This window comes from Streptosporangium sp. NBC_01639, from assembly GCF_045209755.1.
Lineage (GTDB): Bacteria > Actinomycetota > Actinomycetes > Streptosporangiales > Streptosporangiaceae > Streptosporangium.
In genome coordinates, this window is the sequence record NZ_CP109272.1 from 2,460,608 (window position 1) to 2,484,096 (window position 23,489).

At 69.6% G+C, this 23,489-nt stretch carries 19 protein-coding genes; 11 read left to right on the forward strand and 8 right to left on the reverse strand.

The features are described 5' to 3' along the window. Positions 1-77 precede the first annotated feature (77 nt). The 3 genes from ngcE to OHA77_RS11065 are packed head-to-tail and all read right to left on the reverse strand — an operon-like array spanning position 78 to position 3,152. Positions 78-1,484, reverse strand: coding sequence for an N-acetylglucosamine/diacetylchitobiose ABC transporter substrate-binding protein (gene ngcE / locus OHA77_RS11055; RefSeq protein ID WP_406317859.1), 1,407 nt, complete (start codon positions 1,482-1,484; stop codon positions 78-80). Positions 1,485-1,506: 22 nt separating this feature from the next. After that, on the reverse strand, positions 1,507-2,265 hold the full coding sequence (locus OHA77_RS11060; protein ID WP_406317861.1) for a sugar isomerase domain-containing protein: 759 nt from the start codon (positions 2,263-2,265) through the stop codon (positions 1,507-1,509). Positions 2,266-2,267: 2 nt separating this feature from the next. Next, positions 2,268-3,152: a MurR/RpiR family transcriptional regulator gene (locus OHA77_RS11065; protein ID WP_406317863.1), complete on the reverse strand. Its 885-nt coding sequence runs from the start codon at positions 3,150-3,152 to the stop codon at positions 2,268-2,270. Positions 3,153-3,502: 350 nt separating this feature from the next. On the opposite strand from OHA77_RS11065, the gene OHA77_RS11070 reads away from it, so the two are divergent. From OHA77_RS11070 to OHA77_RS11095, 6 genes are all read left to right on the forward strand, one after another. Next, the gene (locus tag OHA77_RS11070; RefSeq protein ID WP_406317865.1) at positions 3,503-4,312 is read left to right on the forward strand and encodes an SAM-dependent methyltransferase; all 810 of its coding nucleotides are present in this window, start codon (positions 3,503-3,505) and stop codon (positions 4,310-4,312) included. Between the two features lie 48 nt (positions 4,313-4,360). Continuing rightward, complete coding sequence (locus OHA77_RS11075) at positions 4,361-4,999, forward strand: MerR family transcriptional regulator (RefSeq protein ID WP_406317866.1); 639 nt, start codon at positions 4,361-4,363, stop codon at positions 4,997-4,999. A 186-nt stretch (positions 5,000-5,185) separates the two neighbouring features. Beyond that, a complete protein-coding gene (gene glnII / locus OHA77_RS11080; protein ID WP_406317867.1) occupies positions 5,186-6,199 on the forward strand; it encodes a glutamine synthetase in 1,014 nt (337 codons plus the stop codon). Positions 6,200-6,455: 256 nt separating this feature from the next. After that, positions 6,456-7,322 (forward strand): TrmB family transcriptional regulator, encoded by an 867-nt coding sequence (locus tag OHA77_RS11085; protein WP_406317869.1) that lies wholly within the window; start codon positions 6,456-6,458, stop codon positions 7,320-7,322. A 68-nt stretch (positions 7,323-7,390) separates the two neighbouring features. Beyond that, entirely contained in the window at positions 7,391-9,055 is a 1,665-nt protein-coding gene (locus tag OHA77_RS11090; protein WP_406317870.1) for an FAD-dependent oxidoreductase, read from the forward strand. Between the two features lie 62 nt (positions 9,056-9,117). Beyond that, positions 9,118-10,536 carry an ATP-binding protein gene (locus OHA77_RS11095; RefSeq protein ID WP_406317872.1) on the forward strand — a complete coding sequence of 473 codons (1,419 nt, stop codon included), beginning with the start codon at positions 9,118-9,120 and terminating at the stop codon, positions 10,534-10,536. Between the two features lie 41 nt (positions 10,537-10,577). On the opposite strand, the gene OHA77_RS11100 is transcribed toward OHA77_RS11095, so the two are convergent. After that, complete coding sequence (locus tag OHA77_RS11100) at positions 10,578-11,837, reverse strand: alpha/beta fold hydrolase (RefSeq protein WP_406317873.1); 1,260 nt, start codon at positions 11,835-11,837, stop codon at positions 10,578-10,580. A gap of 156 nt (positions 11,838-11,993) precedes the next feature. Here OHA77_RS11100 and OHA77_RS11105 point away from each other — a divergent pair, with 156 nt between their 5' ends. Next, positions 11,994-12,737: a hypothetical protein gene (locus OHA77_RS11105; RefSeq protein WP_406317874.1), complete on the forward strand. Its 744-nt coding sequence runs from the start codon at positions 11,994-11,996 to the stop codon at positions 12,735-12,737. 4 nt (positions 12,738-12,741) lie between these two features. Here the strand turns inward: OHA77_RS11105 and OHA77_RS11110 are convergent, their stop codons facing one another. Together OHA77_RS11110 and OHA77_RS11115 are read right to left on the reverse strand one after the other, a co-directional pair. Continuing rightward, a complete protein-coding gene (locus OHA77_RS11110; protein WP_406317875.1) occupies positions 12,742-13,773 on the reverse strand; it encodes a hypothetical protein in 1,032 nt (343 codons plus the stop codon). A 100-nt stretch (positions 13,774-13,873) separates the two neighbouring features. Then, positions 13,874-14,032 (reverse strand): hypothetical protein, encoded by a 159-nt coding sequence (locus tag OHA77_RS11115; protein WP_326820703.1) that lies wholly within the window; start codon positions 14,030-14,032, stop codon positions 13,874-13,876. 96 nt (positions 14,033-14,128) lie between these two features. Between OHA77_RS11115 and OHA77_RS11120 the strand changes: the two genes are divergently transcribed. The 3 genes from OHA77_RS11120 to OHA77_RS11130 all read left to right on the forward strand — a co-directional run bounded on the left by OHA77_RS11120 (position 14,129) and on the right by OHA77_RS11130 (position 18,615). Next, positions 14,129-14,458: a hypothetical protein gene (locus tag OHA77_RS11120; protein ID WP_406317876.1), complete on the forward strand. Its 330-nt coding sequence runs from the start codon at positions 14,129-14,131 to the stop codon at positions 14,456-14,458. 4 nt (positions 14,459-14,462) lie between these two features. Then, positions 14,463-15,800 (forward strand): hypothetical protein, encoded by a 1,338-nt coding sequence (locus OHA77_RS11125; protein WP_406317877.1) that lies wholly within the window; start codon positions 14,463-14,465, stop codon positions 15,798-15,800. A 268-nt stretch (positions 15,801-16,068) separates the two neighbouring features. Continuing rightward, positions 16,069-18,615, forward strand: coding sequence for a discoidin domain-containing protein (locus tag OHA77_RS11130; RefSeq protein WP_406317879.1), 2,547 nt, complete (start codon positions 16,069-16,071; stop codon positions 18,613-18,615). Between the two features lie 177 nt (positions 18,616-18,792). On the opposite strand, the gene OHA77_RS11135 is transcribed toward OHA77_RS11130, so the two are convergent. Continuing rightward, positions 18,793-19,530, reverse strand: coding sequence for a sulfite exporter TauE/SafE family protein (locus OHA77_RS11135; protein ID WP_406317880.1), 738 nt, complete (start codon positions 19,528-19,530; stop codon positions 18,793-18,795). Between the two features lie 202 nt (positions 19,531-19,732). After that, positions 19,733-21,301, reverse strand: coding sequence for a BCCT family transporter (locus OHA77_RS11140; RefSeq protein ID WP_406317882.1), 1,569 nt, complete (start codon positions 21,299-21,301; stop codon positions 19,733-19,735). Between the two features lie 125 nt (positions 21,302-21,426). Between OHA77_RS11140 and OHA77_RS11145 the strand changes: the two genes are divergently transcribed. Next, the gene (locus tag OHA77_RS11145; RefSeq protein WP_406317883.1) at positions 21,427-23,472 is read left to right on the forward strand and encodes a protein kinase domain-containing protein; all 2,046 of its coding nucleotides are present in this window, start codon (positions 21,427-21,429) and stop codon (positions 23,470-23,472) included. Positions 23,473-23,489 lie beyond the last annotated feature (17 nt).

Genomic DNA, 23,489 nt, shown 5'->3' on the forward strand with positions numbered 1-23,489 from the left:
TTCTGCGCCTGCTCCGTCCGCCACGCCGGATCCGCCTCCGCTCCCTGCCGGTCGCCCGGCGCCGCCGCCCACCTCGACTACCTCTTGAACTTCTTCACGGAGGAGTCGTTCTTGATCGAGTCGGCCTTCTTCTGCACGCGGCCCGCCCACTGGTCGACGGTCAGCTTGCCGTTCATGAGCTGCCCGGTCGCCGCGGCCACCTCGTCGTGCATCTCGACGTACCACTTGCGGAGCAGGAACCAGACGGCGTTGTCGCCCGCGGCGGCCAGCGCGGTCGAGGCGCTCTCCAGGCCCGGCTTGAGCGTGCGGCCCTCGCCCGCGCCCTTGACGATGGTCAGCGTGGAGACCAGCTCCATGAACTTCCCGGCGCCCTCCTTGGAGAGCATGGCCCGCATGTACTCCAGGCCCGCCTGGGGATTGGCCGACTTGGCCGGCACGACGTACTCCTCGCCCGGCTGGGCGTGCAGCGTGCCGTACGGCAGGGCGTCGGCGGATCCGAAGTCCGGCAGCGGGAACATGGCGTAGCCGAAGTCGGCCGGGGTGGAGTCCTTCTGCTCGTTCTCCAGCCAGGAGCCGCAGGGCAGCATGGCGACCTGGCCCTTGTTGTGCGCCGTCTGGGTCTGCACGTGGTCCAGGCCGGCGGTGCCCTGGAGCAGGTATTTGGCCCCGATCTCGGCGAAGGCGGTCGCGGCCTGGATGATCGGCTCGGCCTTCCAGGCGCCGTCCTCCAGGTTGTCGATGTTCTTCAGCACGTCCTTGCCGCCGATCTTCGCGGCGAGCGTGAGGATGGTCTCGTAGATGTAGAAGGGATGCTTGCCCGCATAGGTGAACGGTGCGGTCTTGCCCGACTTCTTGATCGTCTCGCAGAGGTCCAGGAACTCCTGCCAGGTCTTGGGCGGCTGCCAGCCCTCCGCTTCGAAGAGTTTCCGCGAGTACCAGATGCCCCAGACGGTGTTGGCGTAGGGCAGGACGTACGGTTTGCCGTCGTAGCTGCCCAGCTCGATCGCGGCGGGGTCGATCGTGTCGCGCACCGTGACGGCGGGATCGTCCCAGCTCGGCGCGGCGTAGAGGGGGGTGAGGTCGGCGAGCTGGCCGTCCTGGATCAAGGCACCGAAGTCCATCGCGTTGGCTCCCGAGTTGTTGACGAACTCGGGAGGGTTGCCGCCGGCGAAGCGCGGCTGGAGGGTCTTGGCGATCTCCTTGGTCGTGTTGTGCTTGATCTCCAGTTTGGGGAATCTGGCCTTGAGCAGCGGCTCGTGCACGTCCGTCGCGTAGCCGTCACCGAAGCCGCCGTCGAAGATCCAGATTTCCAGGGGCTTGCCGTCGACGAGGCCGAGCGGGTTGGCCGCGCTGGTGGCTCCGGCGGCCGGCGCCGCCGGAGAGGCGCCGCCGCCGGAGGGGGTGGCGCACGCGGACAGGACCGGCAGGGCGATCCCTGCCAGGACCGCACTGCGCAGAAGCTCGCGCCGGGACAGGTGGGTCATGCTTCCTCCTGCAGGGGGTGTTTCAGGCACCTCGCCGGATCCTTCCGGCGTAGCGATCATCGAGAGCCCGGTTGTGCTCGTCCCCGCCGACCACGTTCGCGGACCGGTAGACCGGCGGGGTGTGGCCTGCCTCAATCAGGCCGCGCACCACCTCGGTCACCACCATCTGGGCCAGCAGCGCCGAGGTGATCGTGGAGACGGCGCCGAACGCGCCGCCGTCCGGGAGCGGCAGAACCGCGTCGCCGTACGGCGCCCCGTTGTCCAGCACCACGTCGGCGAGGTCGAGCAGCTTGCGGCCCGAGGGGTGGCGGGAGGCCATCGCGGTGCTGTGCTGCACGGAGGTCAGGGCGACCAGGCCGTGCCCTCTGTCCTTGACGATGGAGGCCAGTTCCACCACCGAGCCGTTCACCCCGGAACTGGAGATGAGCACGAAGACGTCCTGCGGCTGGACGGGGGCGAGATCGTAGATCCGCTGGGCGATCGACGGGTCGCGCTCCAGTTCGCCCGGGGCGCCCAGGAGCACGTCCACCGGGGCGTCGCCGTACAGGACGACGTCGCGCAGCGCGAGCCGGTTGCTGGGGACCAGCCCGCCGGCACGGCCGGCGATCTCCATGGCGATCGCCTCGGAGTGACCGGAACCGAACGCCTGGATGATCCCGCCGCCCATCAGCGACCCGACCAGCAGGCCGGCCGCCTTCCTGACGGCGGCCCCCTGGGTGTGGGAGACCTCGTCCACCAGGGCCTTCACTTCGTGGACGTAGTCGGCGGCGCCGATGTTCACGGTCAGTTCCTCTCTACGCGGTGGCTCTCCAGAGCACGCATGGTCAGCTCGAACGCCTCGTTGGTCTGCCCGTAGGTGCGCTGTGCGACCGCCACGTAGACGGTGTCGAGAACGAACAGCTGGGAGTGGACGGCGGCCAGGCCACCCAGCCTGAAGGTGGTCTCCCGGCTCGCGGTGGTCAGCACCAGGTCGGCCAGGTCGGCCAGCGGCGACCGGGCGAAGGAGGTGACGGCGACCGTCAGCGCCCCCCGATCCCCGGCCTCGGCGAGCGACTCCAGCACCTCGCGGGTGCGGCCCTGGTGGGAGATCCCGATCGCGACGTCGCCCTCGGCCAGCAGTGCCGCGTCGGCGAGCGCCTCATGGGCGTCGGCGTGGCTCCAGCAGGGCACCCGGATCCTGCGGAGCCGTCCGCCGATCATGCCGGCCACTCCCCCGCTGATGGAGACCCCGAAGATCAGCACTCGACGGGCCGCGACGATCGCGTCGGCGACCTCGGCGACGGTCCCCGCGTCGAGCTGGGCCGCGGTCTCCCTGATGAGCCGGGAGTCGGCGGCGGCCATCACGCCGATCGCCGCGTCGAGCGGGTCGGTCGGGCCGATCTCGTGGCCGACGCTGGTGTCCCAGTTGGCCTGCGAGGCGCGGCCGGTCTCGGTGGCCAGCGCGACCCGCAGCCCGGCGTATCCGGTGAAACCGAACAACCGGCAGAACCGCGTGACGGTGGCGGGCGAGCTGCCGCTCCGCTCGGCCAGCGCGATGATCGTGGATCGGGCGGCCCCGGCCGGGTCGGCCAAGATGGCCTCACCGACCCGGCGCAGCGCCTCGGGCAGCGCGGGCGTCTCGGTCTGGATGCGTCCGAGGGCCCCTGCCGCCACAAGTATTCCTTTCACCCACTGGATGATTGGATGAAAATTATTCTTAGCGAGCCCTCTCGGTCAACCCCCGGCACGATTCTCTCCCGAATCGTTGGATCATCGGCGAGAAACGTCGTTCAACAGCTGCTTAATGTCAGTTATTGACATTCATCCCCTTTTGGCAATGATCCGTCGCCGAACGCGCCGTTCAAGCCCCGGGAACACGAGCGTGCGACGCGAGGCCACCGGTCCGGCGGGCGGGATCCGGCTCGGCACACGACGGGCCGGCAGGGAAACGGACCGTGCAGCACGAGCAAGGTCCGACATCAGTCATGATCCTCTAGCATTCTCTATAAATCTCATCGAATCGGGGCAAAGGAGAATCGATGGCCGAGGAGCAGGCACCGCAGGGAGTCGATCCGACGATTCCGAGCGTGGCGCGCATGTACGACTACTACCTCGGCGGCAAGGACAACTTCGCCTCCGACCGTGCGGCCGCCGAGAAGTTCATCGAGATCGTCCCGGGTATCCGGATGATGGCCCAGGCCAACCGTGTCTTCCTGCGCCGGGCGGTGACCGAGCTCGCCGGCCAGGGCATCCGCCAGTTCCTCGACATCGGCTCCGGACTGCCCACGCAGGAGAACGTCCACCAGGTGGCCCACCGGATCATCCCCGACGCCCGGGTCACCTACGTGGACAACGATCCGATCGTCCTGGCCCACGGCCGGGCCCTGCTGAGCGACAACCCGTACACCATCGTGGTCCCGGGAGACATGCGGGAACCCAAGGCCCTGCTCGACAGCCCCGAGATCCGCGCGAGCATCGACTTCGACGAACCGGTGGCCCTGATCCTGCTGGCGATGCTGCACTTCGTCCCGGACGACGCCGTCGCCGACCAGATCGTCGCCTCGGTGCGGGAGGTGCTGCCCTCCGGCAGCCATCTGGTGATCTCCCATGCCTTCGCCGGCCGGTCCAGCGAGGAGGCGCACGCCAGAGCCGACAGGGTCTACCGCTCCACCACCGCCGGATCGATCACCTCGCGCGGGCCCGCCGAACTCGCCGCCTACCTGGAAGGCCTGGAGGTCCTGACTCCCGGGATCGTCCCGGTCGAGGCCTGGCGCCCGGAGCCCGAGGAGGACGTCACGATCGACTTCACCCTGCCCAGCATTCTCGGCGCGGTCGCCCGAGTGCCCTGACCGGCGGGCTCGCACCGGCCCCCTATTGGCTAGTTGTACTATCTAAGGATGCGGATATCCCAGCTCAGCACCGCGTCGGGCGTCCCCATCCCCACGATCAAGTACTACCTGCGCGAAGGCCTGCTCCCCGCGGGGGAGCAGACGTCGGCCACCCGGGCGGAGTACGGCGAGAGCCATGTGCGCCGGCTGCGGCTGATCCGCGCACTGCTGGAGGTCGGCCGGCTGCCCATCGCGGCCATCCAGCAGGTGATCGCCGCCGTGGACGACGAGAGCCTGGGCATGCACGAGGTGCTCGGCACCGCCCACTACGCCATCGCCCCGGCGGTCGAACCCCACCCCGGCGACGAGGACTGGCGGCGCGCCCGCATCAAGGCCGACGACCTGATCGCCGACCTCGGCTGGCGGATACACCCCGACGCCCCCACCCGCGACGAGCTGGCCCAGGCCCTCCTCACCCTCGACCGGCTCGGCATGCCCGCCTCCGGCGAGTCCCTGCGCCCCTACGTGCAGACCGCCGTCGACCTCGTCGAGCACGAGATCGGCACCATCCCGCTGCGGGGCCCCCGCGAGGCCGCGGTCGAGGCCCTGGTCATCGGCACCGTGGTGAGGGGCCGGATCCTCGACATCCTGCGCCGCCTCGCCCACGAATCCGCCTCGGCGCACCTCCTCGACGACTCCGGGGAGTGACCTCGCCGAACCGAGGCCGGCCGGGCGGCTCACACCTGCGGAAAAGAGATGTGCGAACTTTTCCGCCATCCCTGCCTGGCCAAACGGGCACGGGTAACGTCCTGTTCACATTCGGGCAACAGATGCGAAATCGCGACTTGCGACTCTGGAGGAGCAGCGAACCTCTCCCTCTCAAGGACTCCGCCGATGACCTTCAAGGCTGAATACATCTGGATCGACGGCACCAAGCCGACCGCCAAGCTCCGTTCGAAGACCAGGGTCCTGGCCGACGGCGCCGAACTCCCGATCTGGGGTTTCGACGGATCCAGCACCAACCAGGCCGACGGCTCCTCCTCCGACCGCGTGCTCAAGCCGGTGTTCACCTGCCCGGACCCGATCCGCGGCGGCAGCAACGTGCTGGTGCTCTGCGAGGTCCTCGACATCGACATGACCCCGCACGCCAGCAACACCCGCGCCGCGCTCGTCGAGGTGGCCGAGAAGTTCGCCGACCAGGAGTCGTGGTTCGGCATCGAGCAGGAGTACACCTTCTTCAAGGAGGGCCGCCCGCTGGGTTTCCCGCTCGGCGGCTTCCCCGCCCCGCAGGGTGGCTACTACTGCGGCGTCGGCGCCGACGAGGTCTTCGGCCGCGAGATCGTCGAAAAGCACCTCGACCTCTGCCTTGAGGCCGGCCTGGCGATCTCCGGCATCAACGCCGAGGTCATGCCCGGTCAGTGGGAGTTCCAGGTTGGCCCGGCGGGCCCGGTGGAGGTCTCCGACCACATGTGGGTCGCCCGCTGGCTGCTCTACCGCGTCGCCGAGGACTTCAACGTCGCCGCCACGCTTGACGCCAAGCCGGTCAAGGGCGACTGGAACGGCGCCGGCGCGCACACCAACTTCTCCACCAAGGCGATGCGCGAGGGCTACGACCCGATCATCACCGCCTGCGAGGCCCTCGCCACGAACGCCGCGGAGCACGTCAAGTACTACGGCGCCGACATCGAGGACCGTCTCACCGGTCACCACGAGACCGCCCCGTGGAACGAGTTCAGCTACGGCGTCTCCGACCGCGGCGCCTCGGTCCGCATCCCGTGGCAGGTCGAGGTGGAGAAGAAGGGCTACATCGAGGACCGTCGCCCCAACGCCAACGTCGACCCTTACCAGGTGACCCGCCTCATCGTGGGCACCTGCTGCGCCGCCCTGGAGAAGGCCGGCCAGGTCTGATCCGGTACGACGGAGGCCGTGACCACCCTGCCGGGGGTGGTCACGGCCTCCGTCATGCGGTTTCACTCCGACCGCCCGGTCGTGCGCGACAGATCCGATCCGGTTTCCACGGAGACCGGCGGAAAGCGCCCGACACCGGGCGGGCCGGTCCATGGCGGCCGGATCACCGGCTCAACTTCAGGCCGGTAAATACAAACATAAATTAGGCGCTTTAGGACAACACAAATATGCCGTCGCGCGCCGTACGATGACTGCGATGCGGGACGTAGTGGAACAGTTGCAGCGCCTGGGCATGTCAGGTTACGAGGCCAAGGCCTATGTCACGCTGGTCGGCTCCGGGCAGCCGCTCAACGGATACGAGGTCGCCAAGCGCTCGGGGGTGCCGCGCAGCACGGTCTACGAGACCCTGGGCAAGCTGGTCGCCAAGGGCGCGGCCTACGAGGTGCGGGGAATCGAGGACGCCACCGACTATCTGCCGCTGCCGCCCCGGTCGCTGCTGGAGCGGATGCGCCGGGAGTTCGACGACTCGATCGAGTCGCTGCAGGCCTCGCTGCCCACGATCGTGGCGCCGCCCGAGGCTCATCTGATCCACAATCTCAAGGACGCCGAGGCGCTGCTCGCCCGGGCCGAGGACGTGGTGGCCGCCTCGCGTACCGACCTGTTCCTGTCGATCTGGCCCGAGGAGATGAGACGGCTCTCACCGCTGGTCAGACAGGCGGTCGAGCGCGGTGTCGACGCTTCCATGATGCACTTCGGCCCTGCCCAGGAAGTGGTGGGGCACCTGTACGAGCACCGGTTCTCCACCCCCGATGTGATCATGGAGGACCTGGGCTGCCGCCTCCTGGTCGTCGCCGGCGACCGGCGCGAGGCTCTGATCGGCGGCTTCGTGGGCGGATCGGCCTGGGGCGTCTACACCGAGGACCCGGCCGTGGTCCTGATGGCGGTGGAGTACATCAGGCACGACATCGCCCTGCAGATCATCGCCGACCGGGTGGGACACGAGTCGCTGCGTGAATTCTGGACCAGCGATCCGGAGTTCACCCGGCTGCGCGCCGGCCACGGCCGCCCGGCCGCCCTGCTCCGCGCCGCCGGGTGCCCTGCCCCGGTCCTTCCAGCAGGGTGATCCGAGACATTTGAGCTGATGTGACATCCTTCGAGAGAGGTTGTCTCCATACCAGGGGGAAGCAGGTCATGGACAAGCCGGTCATCATGACGGTCGACGACGACCCGGGCGTCTCACGCTCCGTGGCGCGCGACCTACGACGCCGTTACGGCCACGCCTACCGCATCGTCCGGGCCGACACCGCGGTCGAGGGGATGGACAGCGTCCGTCAGCTCCGGCTGCGCGGCGACGACGTCGCGGCCATCCTCGCCGACTACCGGATGCCCCAGATGAACGGCGTGGAGTTCCTGGAGCAGGCCATGGATCTGTATCCGTACGCCCGCCGGGTGCTGCTCACCGCCTACGCCGACACCGACGCGGCGATCCAGGCGATCAACGTGGTCGACCTCGACCACTACATGCTCAAGCCGTGGGACCCTCCGGAGGAGAAGTTCTACCCGGTCCTGGACGACCTGCTCGACGCCTGGCACCGGGTCGAGCGGCGCGAATCCGACGAGCTGCGCGTGGTGGGAGCACGCTGGTCGGCCAGGTCCTACAAGATCCGCGACTTCCTGTCCCGCAACCAGGTGCCCTACCGCTGGATGCTGGCCGAGGATCCCGAGGGTGCGCAGCTCCTCGCCGCCGCCGGCGAGGAAGGCGAGATCAGCCCGGCCAGGCTGCCGCTGGTCATCACCGCCGACGGCACGATGCTCACCGCCCCCAGCACCTCCGAACTCGCGGGCGCCGTCGGCCTGTCCACCGCCCCGGCCACCGACTTCTACGACCTGATCGTCATCGGCGGCGGCCCCGGCGGGCTGGGCGCGGCGGTCTACGGAGCGTCGGAGGGGCTGCGCACCGTGATGGTCGAGCAGCACGCCTCCGGCGGGCAGGCCGGCCAGAGCTCCCGCATCGAGAACTACCTGGGCTTCCCCGACGGCGTCTCCGGCTCCCAGCTCGCCGACCGCGCCCGCCGCCAGGCGCTGAAATTCGGCGCCGAGCTGCTCACGACCCGCAAGGTCACCAGCCTGGAGGTCAGGGGTCAGGCCCGGGTGGTCGGTTTCGCCGACGGCGGCAGCATCGCCGCGCACACCGTGATCATCGCCACCGGTGTCTCCTATCGGCGGCTGTCCGCTCCCGGTCTGGACGACTTCGTGGGCCGGGGGACCTACTACGGTGCCGCCGTGACCGAGGCGCCCGAGTGCAGGGGCTGCGAGGTCTACATCGTCGGCGCCGCCAACTCCGCCGGGCAGGGCGCGGTCTACCTCTCCGGCTTCGCCAGCAAGGTCCATCTGATCGTCCGGAGCGACGGGCTGGAGAAGTCCATGTCGCACTACCTGATCGAGCAGATCTCGAACATTCCGAACATCGAGCTGCACACCGGCACCCAGGTGGTCGGCGCGGAGGGCGACGACCACCTGAACCGGCTCACCCTGAAGGGACCGGACGGCGAGCGGACGGTCGACACCGAGTGGGTGTTCGTCTTCATCGGCGCCGAACCGTTCACCGACTGGCTCGGTGACACGATCGAGCGTGACGCCAAGGGCTTCGTCATCACCGGCCCCGATCTGACCGCCACCGAGAACCGCCCCCGTAACTGGCCGCTCCGCCGCGAGCCGTACCACCTGGAGACCAACGTGCCCGGGGTCTTCGCCGCCGGGGACGTGCGTGCCGACTCGATCAAGCGGGTCGCCTCCGCGGTCGGCGAAGGGGCGATGGCCGTGGCACTCGTCCACCGCTACCTGGAGAAGGCATGACCGAGCCGAGCCGGCGCCCCGCCGGGCACCGCGCCTGGACCCCGAGAGACGGAGGAGGCCGTGTGATCAGTACGGATGTTCTTCGTGAGCTGTTCCTCTTCGAGAAGCTCGACGAGGGGCAGCTGGAATGGCTGGCCGCCCACGGCGAGGAGCGCGACTTCGACGCGGGCGAGCTGATCCTGCGCCAGGGCGACCCGGCCGCGTGCTTCTTCGTGCTCATCGACGGTGAGATCGTCATGATCACCGAGACCCCCTCCGGGCCGGTCGCCATGAGCCCCACCGCCCAGCGCGGGGTCTACGCCGGGGCGACCTCCGCGTACCTGGGCGACCGCGCCCCGGAGACCTACGGCCACTCGCTGCGCGCGACCAAGCCCTCGCGGCTCTTCGTGCTCCCCGCCAAGAAGTACGGGATGATGGTCGGCGAGTGGTTCCCGATGGCGGTGCACCTGCTCGACGGGGTGCGGCTCGGCGGGCTGGCCCAGCGTGAGCTCATCGACCGGCGGCAGCGGCTGACCGCGCTCGGCACGATCACCGCGGGGCTCACCCACGAGCTGAACAATCCGGCCGCGTCCGCCGTACGGGCCGTGGGCGAGCTGCGGGACAAGATCCGGACGGCCCGACGGCAGCTCGCCGCGCTGGCCGAGGACGGCATCTCGGCCGGACAGCTGCGCGCGCTGATCGACCTGCAGGAAGGCTGCACGGACAAGACCGCGGCCCTGCCCTCGCGGTCCCCGCTGGAGATCTCCGACGCCGAGGACGAGCTGGGCGACGCGTTGGAGGAGGCCGGGGTGGCCGACGGCTGGGAGCTCGCGCCGCCGCTGGTGGCCGCCGGGTTCACGGCCACTGGGATGGAGAAGGTCCGCGAGGCCGTCGGCGAGGAGCACCTGTCCGGGGCCACGCACTGGCTCGCCGCGGCCATCGAGATCAACCAGATGCTGAACGAGGTGACCGACGCGACCGAGCGGATCTCCTCGCTGCTCGCCTCCGCCAAGCAGTACTCCCAGATGGACCGCGCGCCGTACCAGACGGTGGACGTCCGGGAGCTGCTGGACAGCACGCTCACCATGTTCCGGGGCAAGATCCCGCCCGGGATCAGCCTGGCCACCGACTACGACCCCGAGCTGCCGCCGATCCCCGGCTACGCCGGAGAGCTCAACCAGGTGTGGACCAACCTGATCCACAACGCGCTGGACGCGATGGAGGGCACCGGCATACTGACCGTCCGCACCCGCCTGGAACACGACACCACGGCTCTGATCGAGATCTGCGACACCGGTCCCGGCGTCCCCGAGCAGCTACGCGAGCGGATCTTCGAACCGTTCTTCACCACGAAGGCCGTCGGTGAGGGCACCGGCCTGGGTCTGGACATCTCCTTCCGCATCGTCGCCGGCCGGCACGGCGGCGACCTGCGCATGGAGTCGGCGCCCGGCGACACCCGCTTCCAGGTACGGCTGCCGCTGACCGAGATCCCCGCCCCCTGAACCACCCCCACGTCCGATCATCCGGGTAGGAGCGGGGGCGTTCAGGAGCCGTGCGCCCCGCCGACCGTGTCCATCAGGCGGGCCAGCACCTGCCCGCCGGAGACGCGGACGCCGTCGTGCTCCCACTCGTTGGTCACCCAGGTCCGCACGTTGCCGACCGTGCGCGCGGTCCGGGTGGACAGGTCCTCGTCGACGTACATGTCGTCGTAGTAGACGGCGGCGGCGACCGGGACCCGGTTGGCGGCCAGCCGTACCGGGTCGTAGAGGTCGGGCCAGGTGTCATCGGCGGCGAGGATGTCGGCGGCGCCCTTGAAGGGGCGCAGGGCCGCGATCTCGTCGAACATCCAGGGGTAGATCATCTCCCCGACGGGGAGCAGCGGGTCCGCGTCTGGGTCGAACTCCTCGGGCAGCAGCCGGTCGGCGGCCCACCCGGTGGGCCCGCCCTGGGCGTAGATCGACTCGTGCAGCACCGCGTAGAGCGGGTTGCCGACGAATCCGGTGGCCATCATGACCTCGTACAGGAACAGGTCGGAGAGTCGCTCCCCGCTCCAGGCGGTCTCCAGCAGCCAGTGCAGATACTCCGCGCCGTCGCTCATGCCCAGGCACCGGCCCAGCGTCTGCAGGCGCCGGACGGTCAGCGTGTCGCCGTCGGGCAGCAGGGTCTCCTCGCGGCGCAGCCGCTCGGCCACCGTGTTCAGACGGGCGTCGTCACCGGGATAGCGGGCGAAGTAGCGGTCCACCTTGCCGCGGACCCGGGGGTAGGTGCGGGAGTAGACCTCGTCGGCGGAGGCGTCCAGCCCCGGCAGGCCACCCGTCACGTAGCAGGCCCTGAGCCCTTCGGGGGCCCGGGACAGATAGGTCAGCGTGATGAACCCGCCGTAGCTCTGACCGAGCGTCTCCCAGGGCCGGTCGCCGCAGAGCTCGCGCCGGATCAGCTCGGCGTCGGCCACGATCGAGTCGGCGCGGAAGCGCCGGAGGTAGGCGGCCAGTTCCGGGTCCGTACCGGTCGGCGTCCCGGCGGTGACGGGGGTGCTCCGGCCGGTTCCCCGCTGGTCGAGCAGGAGCACCCGGTGCGTCCTGAGCGCGTGCCCCAGCCAGCCATCGGCCGCCTTCGGCCTCGGCGACTTGTCTCCGGGGCCGCCCTGCAGGAAGAGCAGCCACGGCAGCTCCCGGTCCTGCTTGGCCGGGTCCACCGCCTCGCGCGCGAAGACCTCCATCGTCCGGCCGCCGGGATCGGCGTGGTCGAGGGGGACGGTGAAGACGTGGTCGGTGAGCGCGACACCGGGGAGCAGCACGGTCATCCGGAAACGCTACACCCGCGTTCCGGCCGCGGACCGCCGGCCACCTGCCTCTCGACCGCACCGCCGTGCCGCCCGGAGAACCCCTTCGTGAAACAAGATCCTTTGGTGGGGATGTCCCTTGATGAGGCCGCTAAGACGGGGCTAGGCTCGGCGACCATGGATGTCGAGCCAAGCATGAGGTTCAGCGCGGTCAGCGAGCTGGCCGACCAGGTGGACGAGGCCCGCAAGGCCGTGGAGCAGGGCCGCACCGCCCTTGCGGGAGGCCCCGGAGCCGTCACCTACGTGCCGGTGCCGAGCGTGCCCGGCTCCAACGCGTTCGGCAACACCGGCAAGGCCACCTCGGCGGGGTCCGCGCACGCGGATCTGCAGGCGGCGGCCGACGGCCTGGCGGAGATCCTCATCGGAGTGCTCGACGCGGACCAGGGACGGCTCCGCAAGGTCGTCACCGCTTTCAGGGAGCTGGACGACGATATCGCCGACCGTCTCTTCGCCGGCGCCGCCAAGGGCTTCGACGTCTACAGCGCCCACGTGCACAGTCATGGCCTGCACAAATACGACGACTTCGTGCGGACCGGTCAGATCGACAAGCTCCACGACGCCATGAACCGCGGCCCGTCACTGCTGGGCGCCGACCTCAACATCGTGACGAACAACGGCGACAACCCGAAGAACACCTCCTCCGCCGATGCCATCCACGACCTCAAGGAAGAGGGCTACACGGTCTACTCGGGCGCGGCCAACGAGGACGGGAAGGTCGTCGGCACCTCACCCTCGGGCACCCGCATCGACCACGTGACCGGCTCGCCGGGCCTCACCATGAACGGGCAGCCCGTCCTGGTGGACGGGGCCACCTCCGACCACGACGGCCAGCAGGTCGACGTGGAGATCCCGAACTGGTAGCCGCTCACCTCGGCCTGATGTTGACCTCCGCCATGGCCGCGGACCGTCCCTCGCCGTCGTCGATCTTCGTGTCGCCCGCCCCCGGCGTGTTGGCCGGAAGGGTGATGTCTCCGCCGTCGACGTCGAGCTTGATCCGCTCGCTGTCCCCCGTGCCCTCGATGACGTCGCCTTCGCGGACGAGCACGGCATTGCCGAACGGCGCGTTGATGACGTCCCCGAGGATGGGCACGTCGTCGCTGGCGTGGTACTTCTTGCTCGCCTCTTCGAATCTGACGTCCCAGTTGTCCCCGGTGCGGCTTTCGAGCTCCTCCTCGAGGTCGAACATGTCGTGCTTGAAGACCTCCTGCACGGTGGCGATGTCCGCCTTCTGGTCGGCGACCACCTGCGCGATCTTGGAGATGTCCCCGCCGGAGTCCGTGCCGGCGGAGTCGCCCGGAGAGTTGCCGGCCCCCTGGCCGACATTGAGATTCAGCAGGCGCACCGTACGGGGCTTCCACTGCTTGGCTATCAGGTCGAACTGCTCCTGGAAGAACGTGAGGTCCTGCCGCTTCTCCTCAAGCACCCCGTCCACCCGTGTGCGGATCTCCGTCGCCGCGGAGATCGCCCCGCTGACCAGGCTCGACTGCTCGGCGTCCTTCGGGCGGAAGGTCACACCCGCGAGATCCGTGGTCACCGGCACCGCGCTGAGTTTCCGGCGCTCCTCGTCGAGGAGTCCTTGCTGCACGCGCAGCGTGGTGGCCGTGATGTCGAGCGTGTCGGCGATGTTGGTCGCCCACGTGCCGAACAGCTCGACATCGGCGGTCAGCTTCTTGCGGTAGTCGTTGAACGCGTCGGCGGTCTCGCCCGTCCAGTGTTCGTTGGAGAACACGTTCTGCGCGGCGGTGTTGACCCTGCCCTCCGCGGCGCCCGCCTTGGCCCCCAGACTCCGCCAGGTGCCGGCGAGCATCTCCAGCCGTGCCGGATCGGACCTCAGATCCCACAGATCGGAGCTGCTGATCGGTGCGGGCCTCGTCCGGCCGTCAGGTTCCCGGGCCATGAGTGCCTTCCTTGGTTCCAGATATCGGTACAGGGTTACACCAAAAGGCATCGTCCGCAAGATCACCATTCTTGCCGGCATCCGGCATCCGGACACAGGCTCACCATCGAGCCAGGACACGACCGGACAGCCGCGATCCCGGACGGTCGACGTCGGCGATCCGCAGGGCGGTCGCAGTGAGCGCGATCACCACGGCGGACGAGAGGAAACGGCGACGGCCCGACATGTCACACCCGGCGGCGTCCCGTACAGCGATCACATTCCGGACGAGCTCGATCTGAATACATACCGCCGAATACCAAGGTCCGATAAAGTCCCATCCGTAAAGATGGATCATTGCCGCAGGAGATGGACAGTGAGTGCGGAACTCCGGTTCGACCACACATCGCTGAACGAGGCGGGACGGCACCTGCTGGACACCGCCGCCCTGTTTCAGCGGCACACCGGCAACCTGCTCGCGGTCGTCCACGGCACCGGGGGAACGGCATGGGGCGGCAGCGCCACCGGCCAGGCCATGGACCAGCTCACCGAACTGCTCCATCAGGCCTGTGGACAGCTTCACGGCAACCTCCACCTGACCGGGGAAGGCGTCCAGATGATGGCGCATAACATGCGCGTGAACGAGCTCGACGTCCAGGACACCGTCCAGGCCATCGTCCCGGCAAGCAACCCCCATACGGCCTGACACGATGGCGGTGACCCTCCCGGCTCAGCTGGAGGCCCCGTTCGGCCTACTCGGCGTGGAATGGCCGCCAGAGGACGAAGACCACCTCCACGCGTGCGGGGCGGCCCTCCGCACCTGCGCCACCGCCCTCGACGGCGAGGTGAACCCCACGGCCAACGGCGCCGTCGCACACGCCGCCGCGAAGAACTCCGGCGACCACATCGACGAGCTCAACGACCACTGGGCCGACTACCAAGGCGACGACCAGCAGACCGGCCACCTGCAGAACCTCGCGACCTCCCTGCACGCCCTGGCCGACGGCCACGACCTGTTCGCCAAGGTCATCACCATCGTCAAGCTCCTGCTGAAACTCCTCGCGACCTACGCCCTGATCGCCGTCGCCTGGGCCATGACCATGGCCGTGATCTCCGGCGGCCTCGCCGCACTCCAGGCCCGGAGCTTCATCGCGGCCCTGCGCCTCTTCGCCAGGAAAGCCATGGCGACCCTGCGCCACAAACTCGAACGATACTTCGGCCAAAAACTCATCCGCGCCGTGGAGACCCGCCTGCGCCGCCTGCTCGGCGCCAAGGCCCCCACCTTCGCAACAGCCGCGAAAGGCTCACGTCTCCGCAGGGCGCTCGGGCCCGCAGGCGTGGCCGCGACGGCTTCGGGTGTCACCTGGATGATGGAACAGCGGCCGGCAGCGCACCCGCATCCACCGCCGCAGCCTCCGGAGGAGGGCCCGCGGGACGGGAAGTACGACCTCGGCCCGCCCCGGGATCCCGGCATTCCCTACGACGATCCCTGGCCGTACGATCCCGACGCGCGGCCCTCTTCCGGGGACTACGCGCTCTGGTACAAATGGCAGGCGCTGCTGCAGGGCGAGGAGGCGATGCCCGGTTACGACGAGGCGGCGGCCACCTTCAAGCATTACCTGGACGGCTCCGGCAGCGACTACCGGATCGACTACGACAAGGCCTACCACGAGGACAAGGCGGTCCGTGAGGCCGTCGACGCGGAGATACGCCGAGCCCAGGAGAACGCCGAGCGCCTCTACCGGGAGACCGGCCACCGGGACTTCCAGATGACGGGTGAGCCGGCGAAGGTCACCGACAGCGCGACCAAGAACTGGGAGTTCGCACTCGGCCGCCACTCGATCTGGGGCAGTTCCGACGTCAAGGTCAACGGCGATCAGGCGACCATGGAGGTCACCGTCCACGCCTATGACCGCTACAACTTCAACCGGGAAGACAAGTGGATCAACCAGGAGAACGGGCGGTTCGAAACCCTGGGATGGGCCAGGTCCTACGACACCTACGGGACCTTGACCCGCACCGTGACGTGGACGCTCCCGCCCAAGTGACCTCCGGCCCGACGCCTCCGGCCATGCCGTCCCGGAAGAAGCGCGACCGGCCGTAAGGTCCCGTGCGGAACACCGTCGCACTCGGACGGGTCGCCCGACGTGAGGGCGCTCTCCCAGGCCGACTCAGGAGTGAAGCCCCGCCTCTTGACGGCCATCTTTCCAATAAGTTAAATCAAGTAAAGAAATAAGGCGTTGATTTACGTTCTGCCACCGGTCGCGCCTGCCTGACGTTGGACCTTCCACCCCCCGATCCCCTGTGGAGACACGCATGAGAGGTCTGTTCCGTCCTGCCGCTTTATGGGTCGCCTCGGCGGTCGTAGCGGCTCTGATCGCCGTACCGTCCAGTCCGGCCCTGGCGGACACGTTGCTGTCGCAGGGCAAGACCGCGACAGCCTCATCCTCCGAGAACGGCGGCACCGGCCCGGCCAACGCGGTCGACGGCAACACCGGCACCCGCTGGTCCAGCGCGAGCACCGACTCCCAATGGCTTCAGGTCGATCTGGGAGCCTCAGCCGGCATCAGCAGGGTCGTGCTCACCTGGGAAGCCGCCTACGGCAGTGCGTACAAGATCCAGGCTTCCGAGAACGGGACCACCTGGACGGACCTGAAGACCGTCACCGGCGGTGACGGCGGGGCCGACACCTGGGACGTCACCGGCAACGGCCGGTACGTCCGGATGCTCGGCACCACGCGGGCCACCGGCTACGGCTACTCCCTCTGGGAGTTCCAGGTCTTCGGTGCCACCGGGGGAACCGGGGGACAGTGCGGAACCACCAACGCCGCGCTGAACAAGCCCGCCGGCGCGTCGTCGACCGAGAACGGCGGAACCCCGGCGAGCGCCGCCTTCGACGGCGACAACGGGACCCGCTGGGCCAGCGCGACCGGCGACGCGCAGTGGGTACAGGTGGATCTCGGCTCGGAGCAGACCGTCTGCAAGATCGGTCTGAGGTGGGAGGCCGCGTACGCGAGCGCCTTCAAGCTCCAGGGGTCGGTCAATGGCACCACCTGGAACGACCTGAAGTCGGTCACCGGCTCCACCGGCGGCGTCCAGTCGCATGACGTGAGCGGCACCGCCCGGTATGTCCGAATGCAGGGCGTCACGCGGGCCACCGGTTACGGATACTCACTGTGGGAGTTCAGCGTGCAGACGACGTCGGACGGTCCGGTGATCCCCGGCGGCGGGCCGCTGGGCCCGAACGTCCACGTCTTCGACCCGTCGATGTCGAGCGCCACCATCCAGAGCCAGCTCGACGCGGTCTTCGCCCAGCAGGAGTCGGCCCAGTTCGGCACCGGGCGGCATGCCTTCCTGTTCAAGCCGGGCACCTACAACGTCAACGCCAAGGTCGGGTTCTACACCTCGATCATCGGCCTGGGCCAGAACCCCGACGACGTCACCCTCAACGGCGTGACCGTCGACGCGGGCTGGTTCGGCGGCAACGCCACCCAGAACTTCTGGCGCTCCACGGAGAACCTGTCGGTGCAGCCCCCCGGCGGCACCAACCAGTGGGCCGTCTCGCAGGCCGCGCCGTTCCGCCGCATGCACATCAAGGGCGCGCTCAACCTGGCCCCCACCGGCTACGGCTGGGCCAGCGGCGGCTACATCGCCGACAGCAAGATCGACGGTGCCGTCGGCCCGTACTCGCAGCAGCAGTGGTACACCCGGGACAGCTCCGTCGGCGGCTGGGTCAACGGCGTGTGGAACATGGTCTTCTCCGGAGTCCAGGGCGCTCCCGCCACGAATTTCCCGGACCAGTCCTACACCACGCTGGACACCACCCCGATCAGCCGCGAGAAGCCGTACCTCTACTTCGCCGGCAACGAGTACCGCGTGTTCGTCCCGTCCAAGCGGACCGATGCGCGCGGTGTGAGCTGGGCCAACGGTGCCACCCCCGGCACCTCGCTCCCGCTCGGCCAGTTCTTCGTCGCCAAGCCCGGTGACTCGGCCGCGACCATCAACGCCGCGCTCGCCCAGGGTCTGCACCTGCTGCTCACCCCCGGCATCTACAACCTCAGCCAGCCGATCAACGTGACCCGGGCCAACACCGTGGTCCTGGGTCTCGGCCTGGCGACGATCATCCCGGGCGGCGGCGCCAGCGCGGTCAAGGTGGCCGACGTGGACGGCGTGAAGCTCGCCGGGTTCCTGGTCGACGCGGGCACCCAGAAGTCCGACGTGCTCATCGAGGTCGGCCCGCAGGGGTCGAGCGCCGACCACGCCGCCAATCCGACCACGCTGCAGGATGTGTTCGTCCGGATCGGCGGCGCCTTCGCCGGCAACGCCACCACCAGCGTCGTGGTCAACAGCGACGACGTGATCATCGACCACACCTGGCTGTGGCGCGGCGACCACGGCGACGGCATCGGCTGGAACGTCAACACCGCCGAGACCGGCCTGGTCGTCAACGGCGACGACGTCCTGGCCACCGGCCTGTTCGTCGAGCACTACCGCAAGTACGACGTCGAGTGGTACGGCGAGCGCGGCCGGACGATCTTCTTCCAGAACGAGAAGGCGTACGACCCGCCGAACCAGGCGGCCTACATGAACGGCAGCACCAAGGGATGGGCGGCCTACAAGGTCGGTCCCGCGGTCAACACCCACGAGGGCTGGGGGCTCGGCAGTTACGTCTACTTCAACGTCGACCCGACGATCGAGGTGGAGAACGGGTTCGAGACTCCGGTGAAGCCGGGCGTCAAGTTCCACAGCCTGCTCACCGTCTCCCTCGGGGGCAACGGCCGGGTCAACCACGTGATCAACGGCACCGGCGGCCCCGCCTCCGGTACGGCGACGATCCCTTCCAAGATCGTCTCCTACCCGTGAGGTCCTGAACCCGCCTGATCGGCGCGGGGTCGGTCCCCGCCGGTCAGGCGCCGCACCACACGCCGCGGACCTCCCCGAGGGAGGTCCGCGGCACCGCCGTGCATCCACCGGGACCGGCTCTCACCGCGAAAGACCGCGCATACCCGGTCGGCGCCTCCTGGTCCGGTCCCCGTGGCCTCAGACGAGCAGGCGCACCGCCGCGAGAACCGTGAGCGCCACCGTGACCTGCTCGAAGCGCTTGCGATCGATGCGGCGCACGACGACCCGGCCGGCCGCCGCCCCGGCCAGGACGGCCGGGAAGACCAGGGCGCCGAACGCCAGCGTGGCGGGGGTGATGAGGCCCAGCGCGACGCTGAAGGGCACCTTGAACGCGTTGAGGATGAGGAAGAACCAGGCGCTGGTCCCGAGGAATCCCAGGACGGGCAGGCCGGCCGCCAGCAGGTACAGGGCCATGATGGGTCCTGCCGCGTTGGCCGCCATGGTGGCGAAGCCGGCGAAGGCCCCCGCCAGGGCGGCCACCGGCCGGTGATGGGCGAGCGAGGCCTCGGGGTCGCGGCGCCGGTTCCACAGATGGACGACGAGGATCGTCAGCAGGATCCCGCCGATGAGCCGTTTCATCTGCGTGTCGTCGACCCAGCGGACGACGAGGGCGCCGACGACCACGCCGCCGGCCACCCAGGGGAAGAGCCTGATCAGCTTCGGCCAGTCCGCGTGGCTGCGGTAGACGGCCACGGCGACCACGTCACCGACGAGCAGCAGCGGCAGCAGGACGCCGGTGGACTGTTTGGCGGGCAGGACGATCGCGAACAGGGCCACCGCCACCGTTCCCGCACCGGAGACACCCGTCTTGGAGAAGCCGACGAGGAACAGGGAGAGCAGGACCACCGCCCACTGCGACACGTCGAGGACGGGCATCAGCCGCTCCCTTCCAGCACGGCCCGCCCGGAGCCGTCGCGAGGCCCGCCGCTCCTGCAACCGACCAGAGGGCATCTTGCCGCGTTATGCCGGTTTTAGGCTAATTACCCCGGGTGCCTCCGCCGTCCGGGTCGTGGACACCCGGCTCAGGGGGATCGGTGCCGGCCAGGGTCGCTGAGCCCTGCCACGGACACGGCGTGTCTCACTCGGTGTCGTCCCCGCCGTAAACCCGGCGGATGGCCCCCGACAGGCCGGAGGGGTGGGCACGGGGCCCCGGTCTCCCCCCGGGATCCTGACGCAGCTCTTTCACGAGCGCCACGCAGAGCAGGAGCATGACGACCACGAATGGCAGCGCGACCAGGATCGTGGCCTGCTGCAGTCCTTCCAGTCCGCCGGCCAGCAGGAGCACCAGGGCGATCGCGCCGACCAGCACGCCCCACATCGTCACCAGCAGCCGGGACGGGTGGAGCGAGCCCCCGCTGCACAGCGAGCCGAGCACCAGCGAGGCCGCGTCCGCGCCGCTGACGAAGTAGAGCGCGACGAGGAGCACGGTGATCACGGTGGTGAGCGTGGTCAGCGGGAGTTGGCCGAGCAGCGTGAACATCGCCGCCTCCGGGCCCTTGGCGACGGATCCGGTGAAATCCGCTCTGCCCGTGCGCTGGAGCCATACGGCGCTGCCGCCGCTGACCGCGAACCAGAGCACGCTGACACCGGACGGGACGAGCAGGACGCCGATGACGAACTCGCGGATGGTCCGCCCCCGGGAGATCCGAGCGATGAAGGCGCCCACGAACGGCGCCCAGGACATCCACCACGCCCAGTAGAAGATGGTCCAGGCACCGAGCCACCGCTTGTCGACGAACGCGCCCGTCCGCGAGGCCATCGGGATCAGGTCGTTCAGGTAGCCGCCGATCGAGGCGGGGATCAGGTCGAGGACGGCGACGGTCGGGCCGAAGGCGAAGATGAGCAGGGCGAGCACGGCGGCCAGGTAGATGTTGGCGGTGCTGAGCCACTGCACGCCCCGGTGCACCCCGGTCGCCGCCGAGACGATGAACGCGGCGGTCAGCACGATGATGACGATCACCTCCAGCCTCCGCCCGCTGAACCCGAACAGCTCGTTGAGCCCGTACTCCACCTGAAGTGCTCCCAGGCCCAGGCTGGTGGCGGTGCCGAAGACCGTGGCGAGGACGGCCAGCAGGTCCAGCGCCCGCCCCACGTACGGCCGGGGCCTGCCGCCGAACAGCGGGGTGAACGCGGCACTGAACTGGTTGCCCCGGCCCATCCGGAAGGTGGAGTAGGCCAGGGCCAGACCCGTGATCGCGTAGATGGCCCACGGATGCAGAGTCCAGTGGAACAGCGAGTACTCCATCGCGGTGCGCGCGGCCTGCGCCGAGTCGGGCGTGATGCCCAGGCTGGGCGGCGGCCTGAGCAGGTGCGTGATCGGCTCGGCGACGCCGTAGAACATGAGGCCGATGCCCATGCCGGCGCTGAACATCATCGCGATCCAGGCCAGGTTGGAGAATTCGGGGGTGTCGTCGTCCTTCCCGAGGCGGATCCCGCCGAACCGGCCGAACGCGAGCACGACCGCCAGGATCAGGAAGAGGTCGGCGGCAACCACGAACAGCCAGCCGAAATCGGCCAGCACCCAGGCGAGTGCGCCCGCCCCGGTCGAGTTCAGCGAGTCGGTGAAGAACGCCCCCCACAGCACCACGGCGAGCAGCAATCCCACGGCGACGGTCACCAGTGGGATGTCGGGCTTTCGCGTGCGCATCAGGCCCCCGAAATGAATCACAGAGAGTAACTGCCTTACTGCCCTCCGCGAAAGTTCGCGAACCATGACAACCGACCGCGGGGGTGAGATCGTCGAACAAGCGACGGCGCTCGGAGGGGGACTTGATGGTTCCGGGATACCGCGAGGTACGAGAGCTCGGCACCGGAGTAAGCGGCCGGGTGGTGCTGGCCACTTATGTCCCCACCGGCGCCTACGTGGCCATCAAATACCTGAGCGCCGCTCTGCGGGACGACCATGCGTCCATGACGCGCCTCCGCGGGCAGGCGCGAGTCATGGTGGAGCTGCGCGACCCGAACCTGGTCCGGTTCTACGAGTACTACGAGGACGTGCTCGAAGCCGCGATCGTGATGGAGCTGGTGGACGGCGTCGCGCTCAGGAAGATCCTGGACGGCCCCGGCACCATGAGCCCCGAGGCGGCGCTGGCGGTGCTCAAGGACTCGCTGGCGGGACTGGCCTCCGCGCACTCCGCGGGGATCGTGCACCGCGACCACAAGCCGGAGAACATGCTGATCCAGGCGGACGGCACCGGCAAGCTGGCGGATCTGGGCATCGCCGCCCGGTCCGGGGACGCGGGCACACCCGCGGGCACCCCGTCCTACCTGGCGCCCGAGCTCCGGGCCGGGGAGCCGGCCGGCCCCGCGAGCGACGTGTACGCGGCCACCTGCGTGTTCTTCGAGTGCCTCACCGGTCGCCGGCCGTACGGGGCGGACCATCCCACCACGCTCATGCACCGGCACCGGACGGCGCCGATCCCGCTGGAGGCGGTGCCGGGCTCGGTGCGCGGGCTGGTCGCCCAGGGGATGGCCAAGGATCCGGCGGACCGGCCGCCGACGGCCCGGGCGTTCGTCGCCGAACTGGAGACGGCGGCACTGTCGGCCTATGGTCCCCAGTGGGAGCAGCGCGGCCGGCGGCACCTGGCCGAACTCGCCACCCTGCTGGCACTGGAATTCCCGCTGGCCGGCTCCGCGCCGGAGGCGGGCGGTTCGCTCACGCGGAGTGTGGTGGGCCGCTCGGGCGGCATACGCCGTCCCCGGCCGGGCCTCCGGGTCGTGGCCGGGATGGTGGTGATCACTGTCGCGGTCGCCGTCGGTCTGGTCGCCGCCGGCCGGGCGCCCGACAGACTCTCCGCGGACACGGTCTTCACTCCGGCACCACGGCCTCCGGTGGAAGACGGCACGCCGAAGCCTCCGACGAGGACCCCGTCGGGAGAGAGGACCGGATCCCCGCCCCCCGAGCCGGTCACCACCCTCGGGCCGTCGCGGCGCACCGGCCGGGCCGCGCCCTCCTCGGAGAGCGCCAACCCGGGCCGTCCGAACCGCTCCGCCCGGCCCGCCCCGATCTCGTCGAGGACTCCCCCGACGGCACCCGGTCCGACCTTCACCGGGTCGCCGCCACCCGTGCACGCGGTCAGCGGCCTGACGATCACCGGCATCGGCACGGACGGCACCACGATCGGCCTGCGGGCGTCGACTCCGGCGAAGGTCGTGCTCACCGTCGGGTTCGCCGAGGGACCGGCCCCCGACCGGCTCACCGAGGCTCCTTCGCGCAGCTTCACGCTCGCCGGAGCCGCCGGCTACGCACCCACCGTCCCGCACACCTTCACCGTGCCGTCCTGCGGGCAGACCCTCTACCGGCGGGTCACGGTCTCCACCTCGCCCCAGGCCGCCGGCGGCCCGCGGAGCCGTACGACCGAGGTCCGGGGCGCCCCGTGTCCGACCCCCTCGGTCGAGAGCGTGGACATCACCTCCTTCGACGGCAGCACGGTCCGCTTCCGGGTCCGGACCGGCGACACCTCCGCGGTCACCGTGAAACTGGGGTCCGCCCAGAAGGTCGTCGGCGGCCAGGGCGGGTTCACCAGCGACGTCCAGGCGCTTGAGCTGTCCGGTCGGACGGACTACACACGCGAGGTCGCGGTGCAGTTCGCCGCACTGCCTGAATGCGGCGAGTACGCCCACCGGGTCGTGACGATCACCACCGTCCCCGGCGGCGACATGCGGTCCAGCGACGTACGGCTCGGCCTGCCTCCCTGCCAACCGGACCCGGACCCGGGCCTCGCCGGCTCGGAGCAGGCCACCGACGACGGAGCCGTCCCCGACGGATCCACCGGAAACGACGCCCCGGTGAGCCGGCAGGCCACGCCGGCTCGGTGACCGGCGGCAGGTGCCCC

Bases quoted from the DNA above. Each gene is read 5' to 3' on its own strand.
- OHA77_RS11135 (WP_406317880.1), bottom strand. From the start codon at position 19,530: ATGCCCGTCCTCGACGTGTCGCAGTGGGCGGTGGTCCTGCTCTCCCTG.
- OHA77_RS11075 (WP_406317866.1), top strand. From the start codon at position 4,361: ATGCGGATATCCCAGCTCAGCACCGCGTCGGGCGTCCCCATCCCCACG.
- OHA77_RS11110 (WP_406317875.1), bottom strand. From the start codon at position 13,773: ATGGCCCGGGAACCTGACGGCCGGACGAGGCCCGCACCGATCAGCAGC.
- glnII (WP_406317867.1), top strand. From the start codon at position 5,186: ATGACCTTCAAGGCTGAATACATCTGGATCGACGGCACCAAGCCGACC.
- OHA77_RS11145 (WP_406317883.1), top strand. From the start codon at position 21,427: ATGGTTCCGGGATACCGCGAGGTACGAGAGCTCGGCACCGGAGTAAGC.
- OHA77_RS11085 (WP_406317869.1), top strand. From the start codon at position 6,456: ATGCGGGACGTAGTGGAACAGTTGCAGCGCCTGGGCATGTCAGGTTAC.
- OHA77_RS11105 (WP_406317874.1), top strand. From the start codon at position 11,994: ATGGATGTCGAGCCAAGCATGAGGTTCAGCGCGGTCAGCGAGCTGGCC.
- OHA77_RS11100 (WP_406317873.1), bottom strand. From the start codon at position 11,837: ATGACCGTGCTGCTCCCCGGTGTCGCGCTCACCGACCACGTCTTCACC.
- OHA77_RS11130 (WP_406317879.1), top strand. From the start codon at position 16,069: ATGAGAGGTCTGTTCCGTCCTGCCGCTTTATGGGTCGCCTCGGCGGTC.
- OHA77_RS11140 (WP_406317882.1), bottom strand. From the start codon at position 21,301: ATGCGCACGCGAAAGCCCGACATCCCACTGGTGACCGTCGCCGTGGGA.
- OHA77_RS11070 (WP_406317865.1), top strand. From the start codon at position 3,503: ATGGCCGAGGAGCAGGCACCGCAGGGAGTCGATCCGACGATTCCGAGC.
- ngcE (WP_406317859.1), bottom strand. From the start codon at position 1,484: ATGACCCACCTGTCCCGGCGCGAGCTTCTGCGCAGTGCGGTCCTGGCA.
- OHA77_RS11090 (WP_406317870.1), top strand. From the start codon at position 7,391: ATGGACAAGCCGGTCATCATGACGGTCGACGACGACCCGGGCGTCTCA.
- OHA77_RS11125 (WP_406317877.1), top strand. From the start codon at position 14,463: ATGGCGGTGACCCTCCCGGCTCAGCTGGAGGCCCCGTTCGGCCTACTC.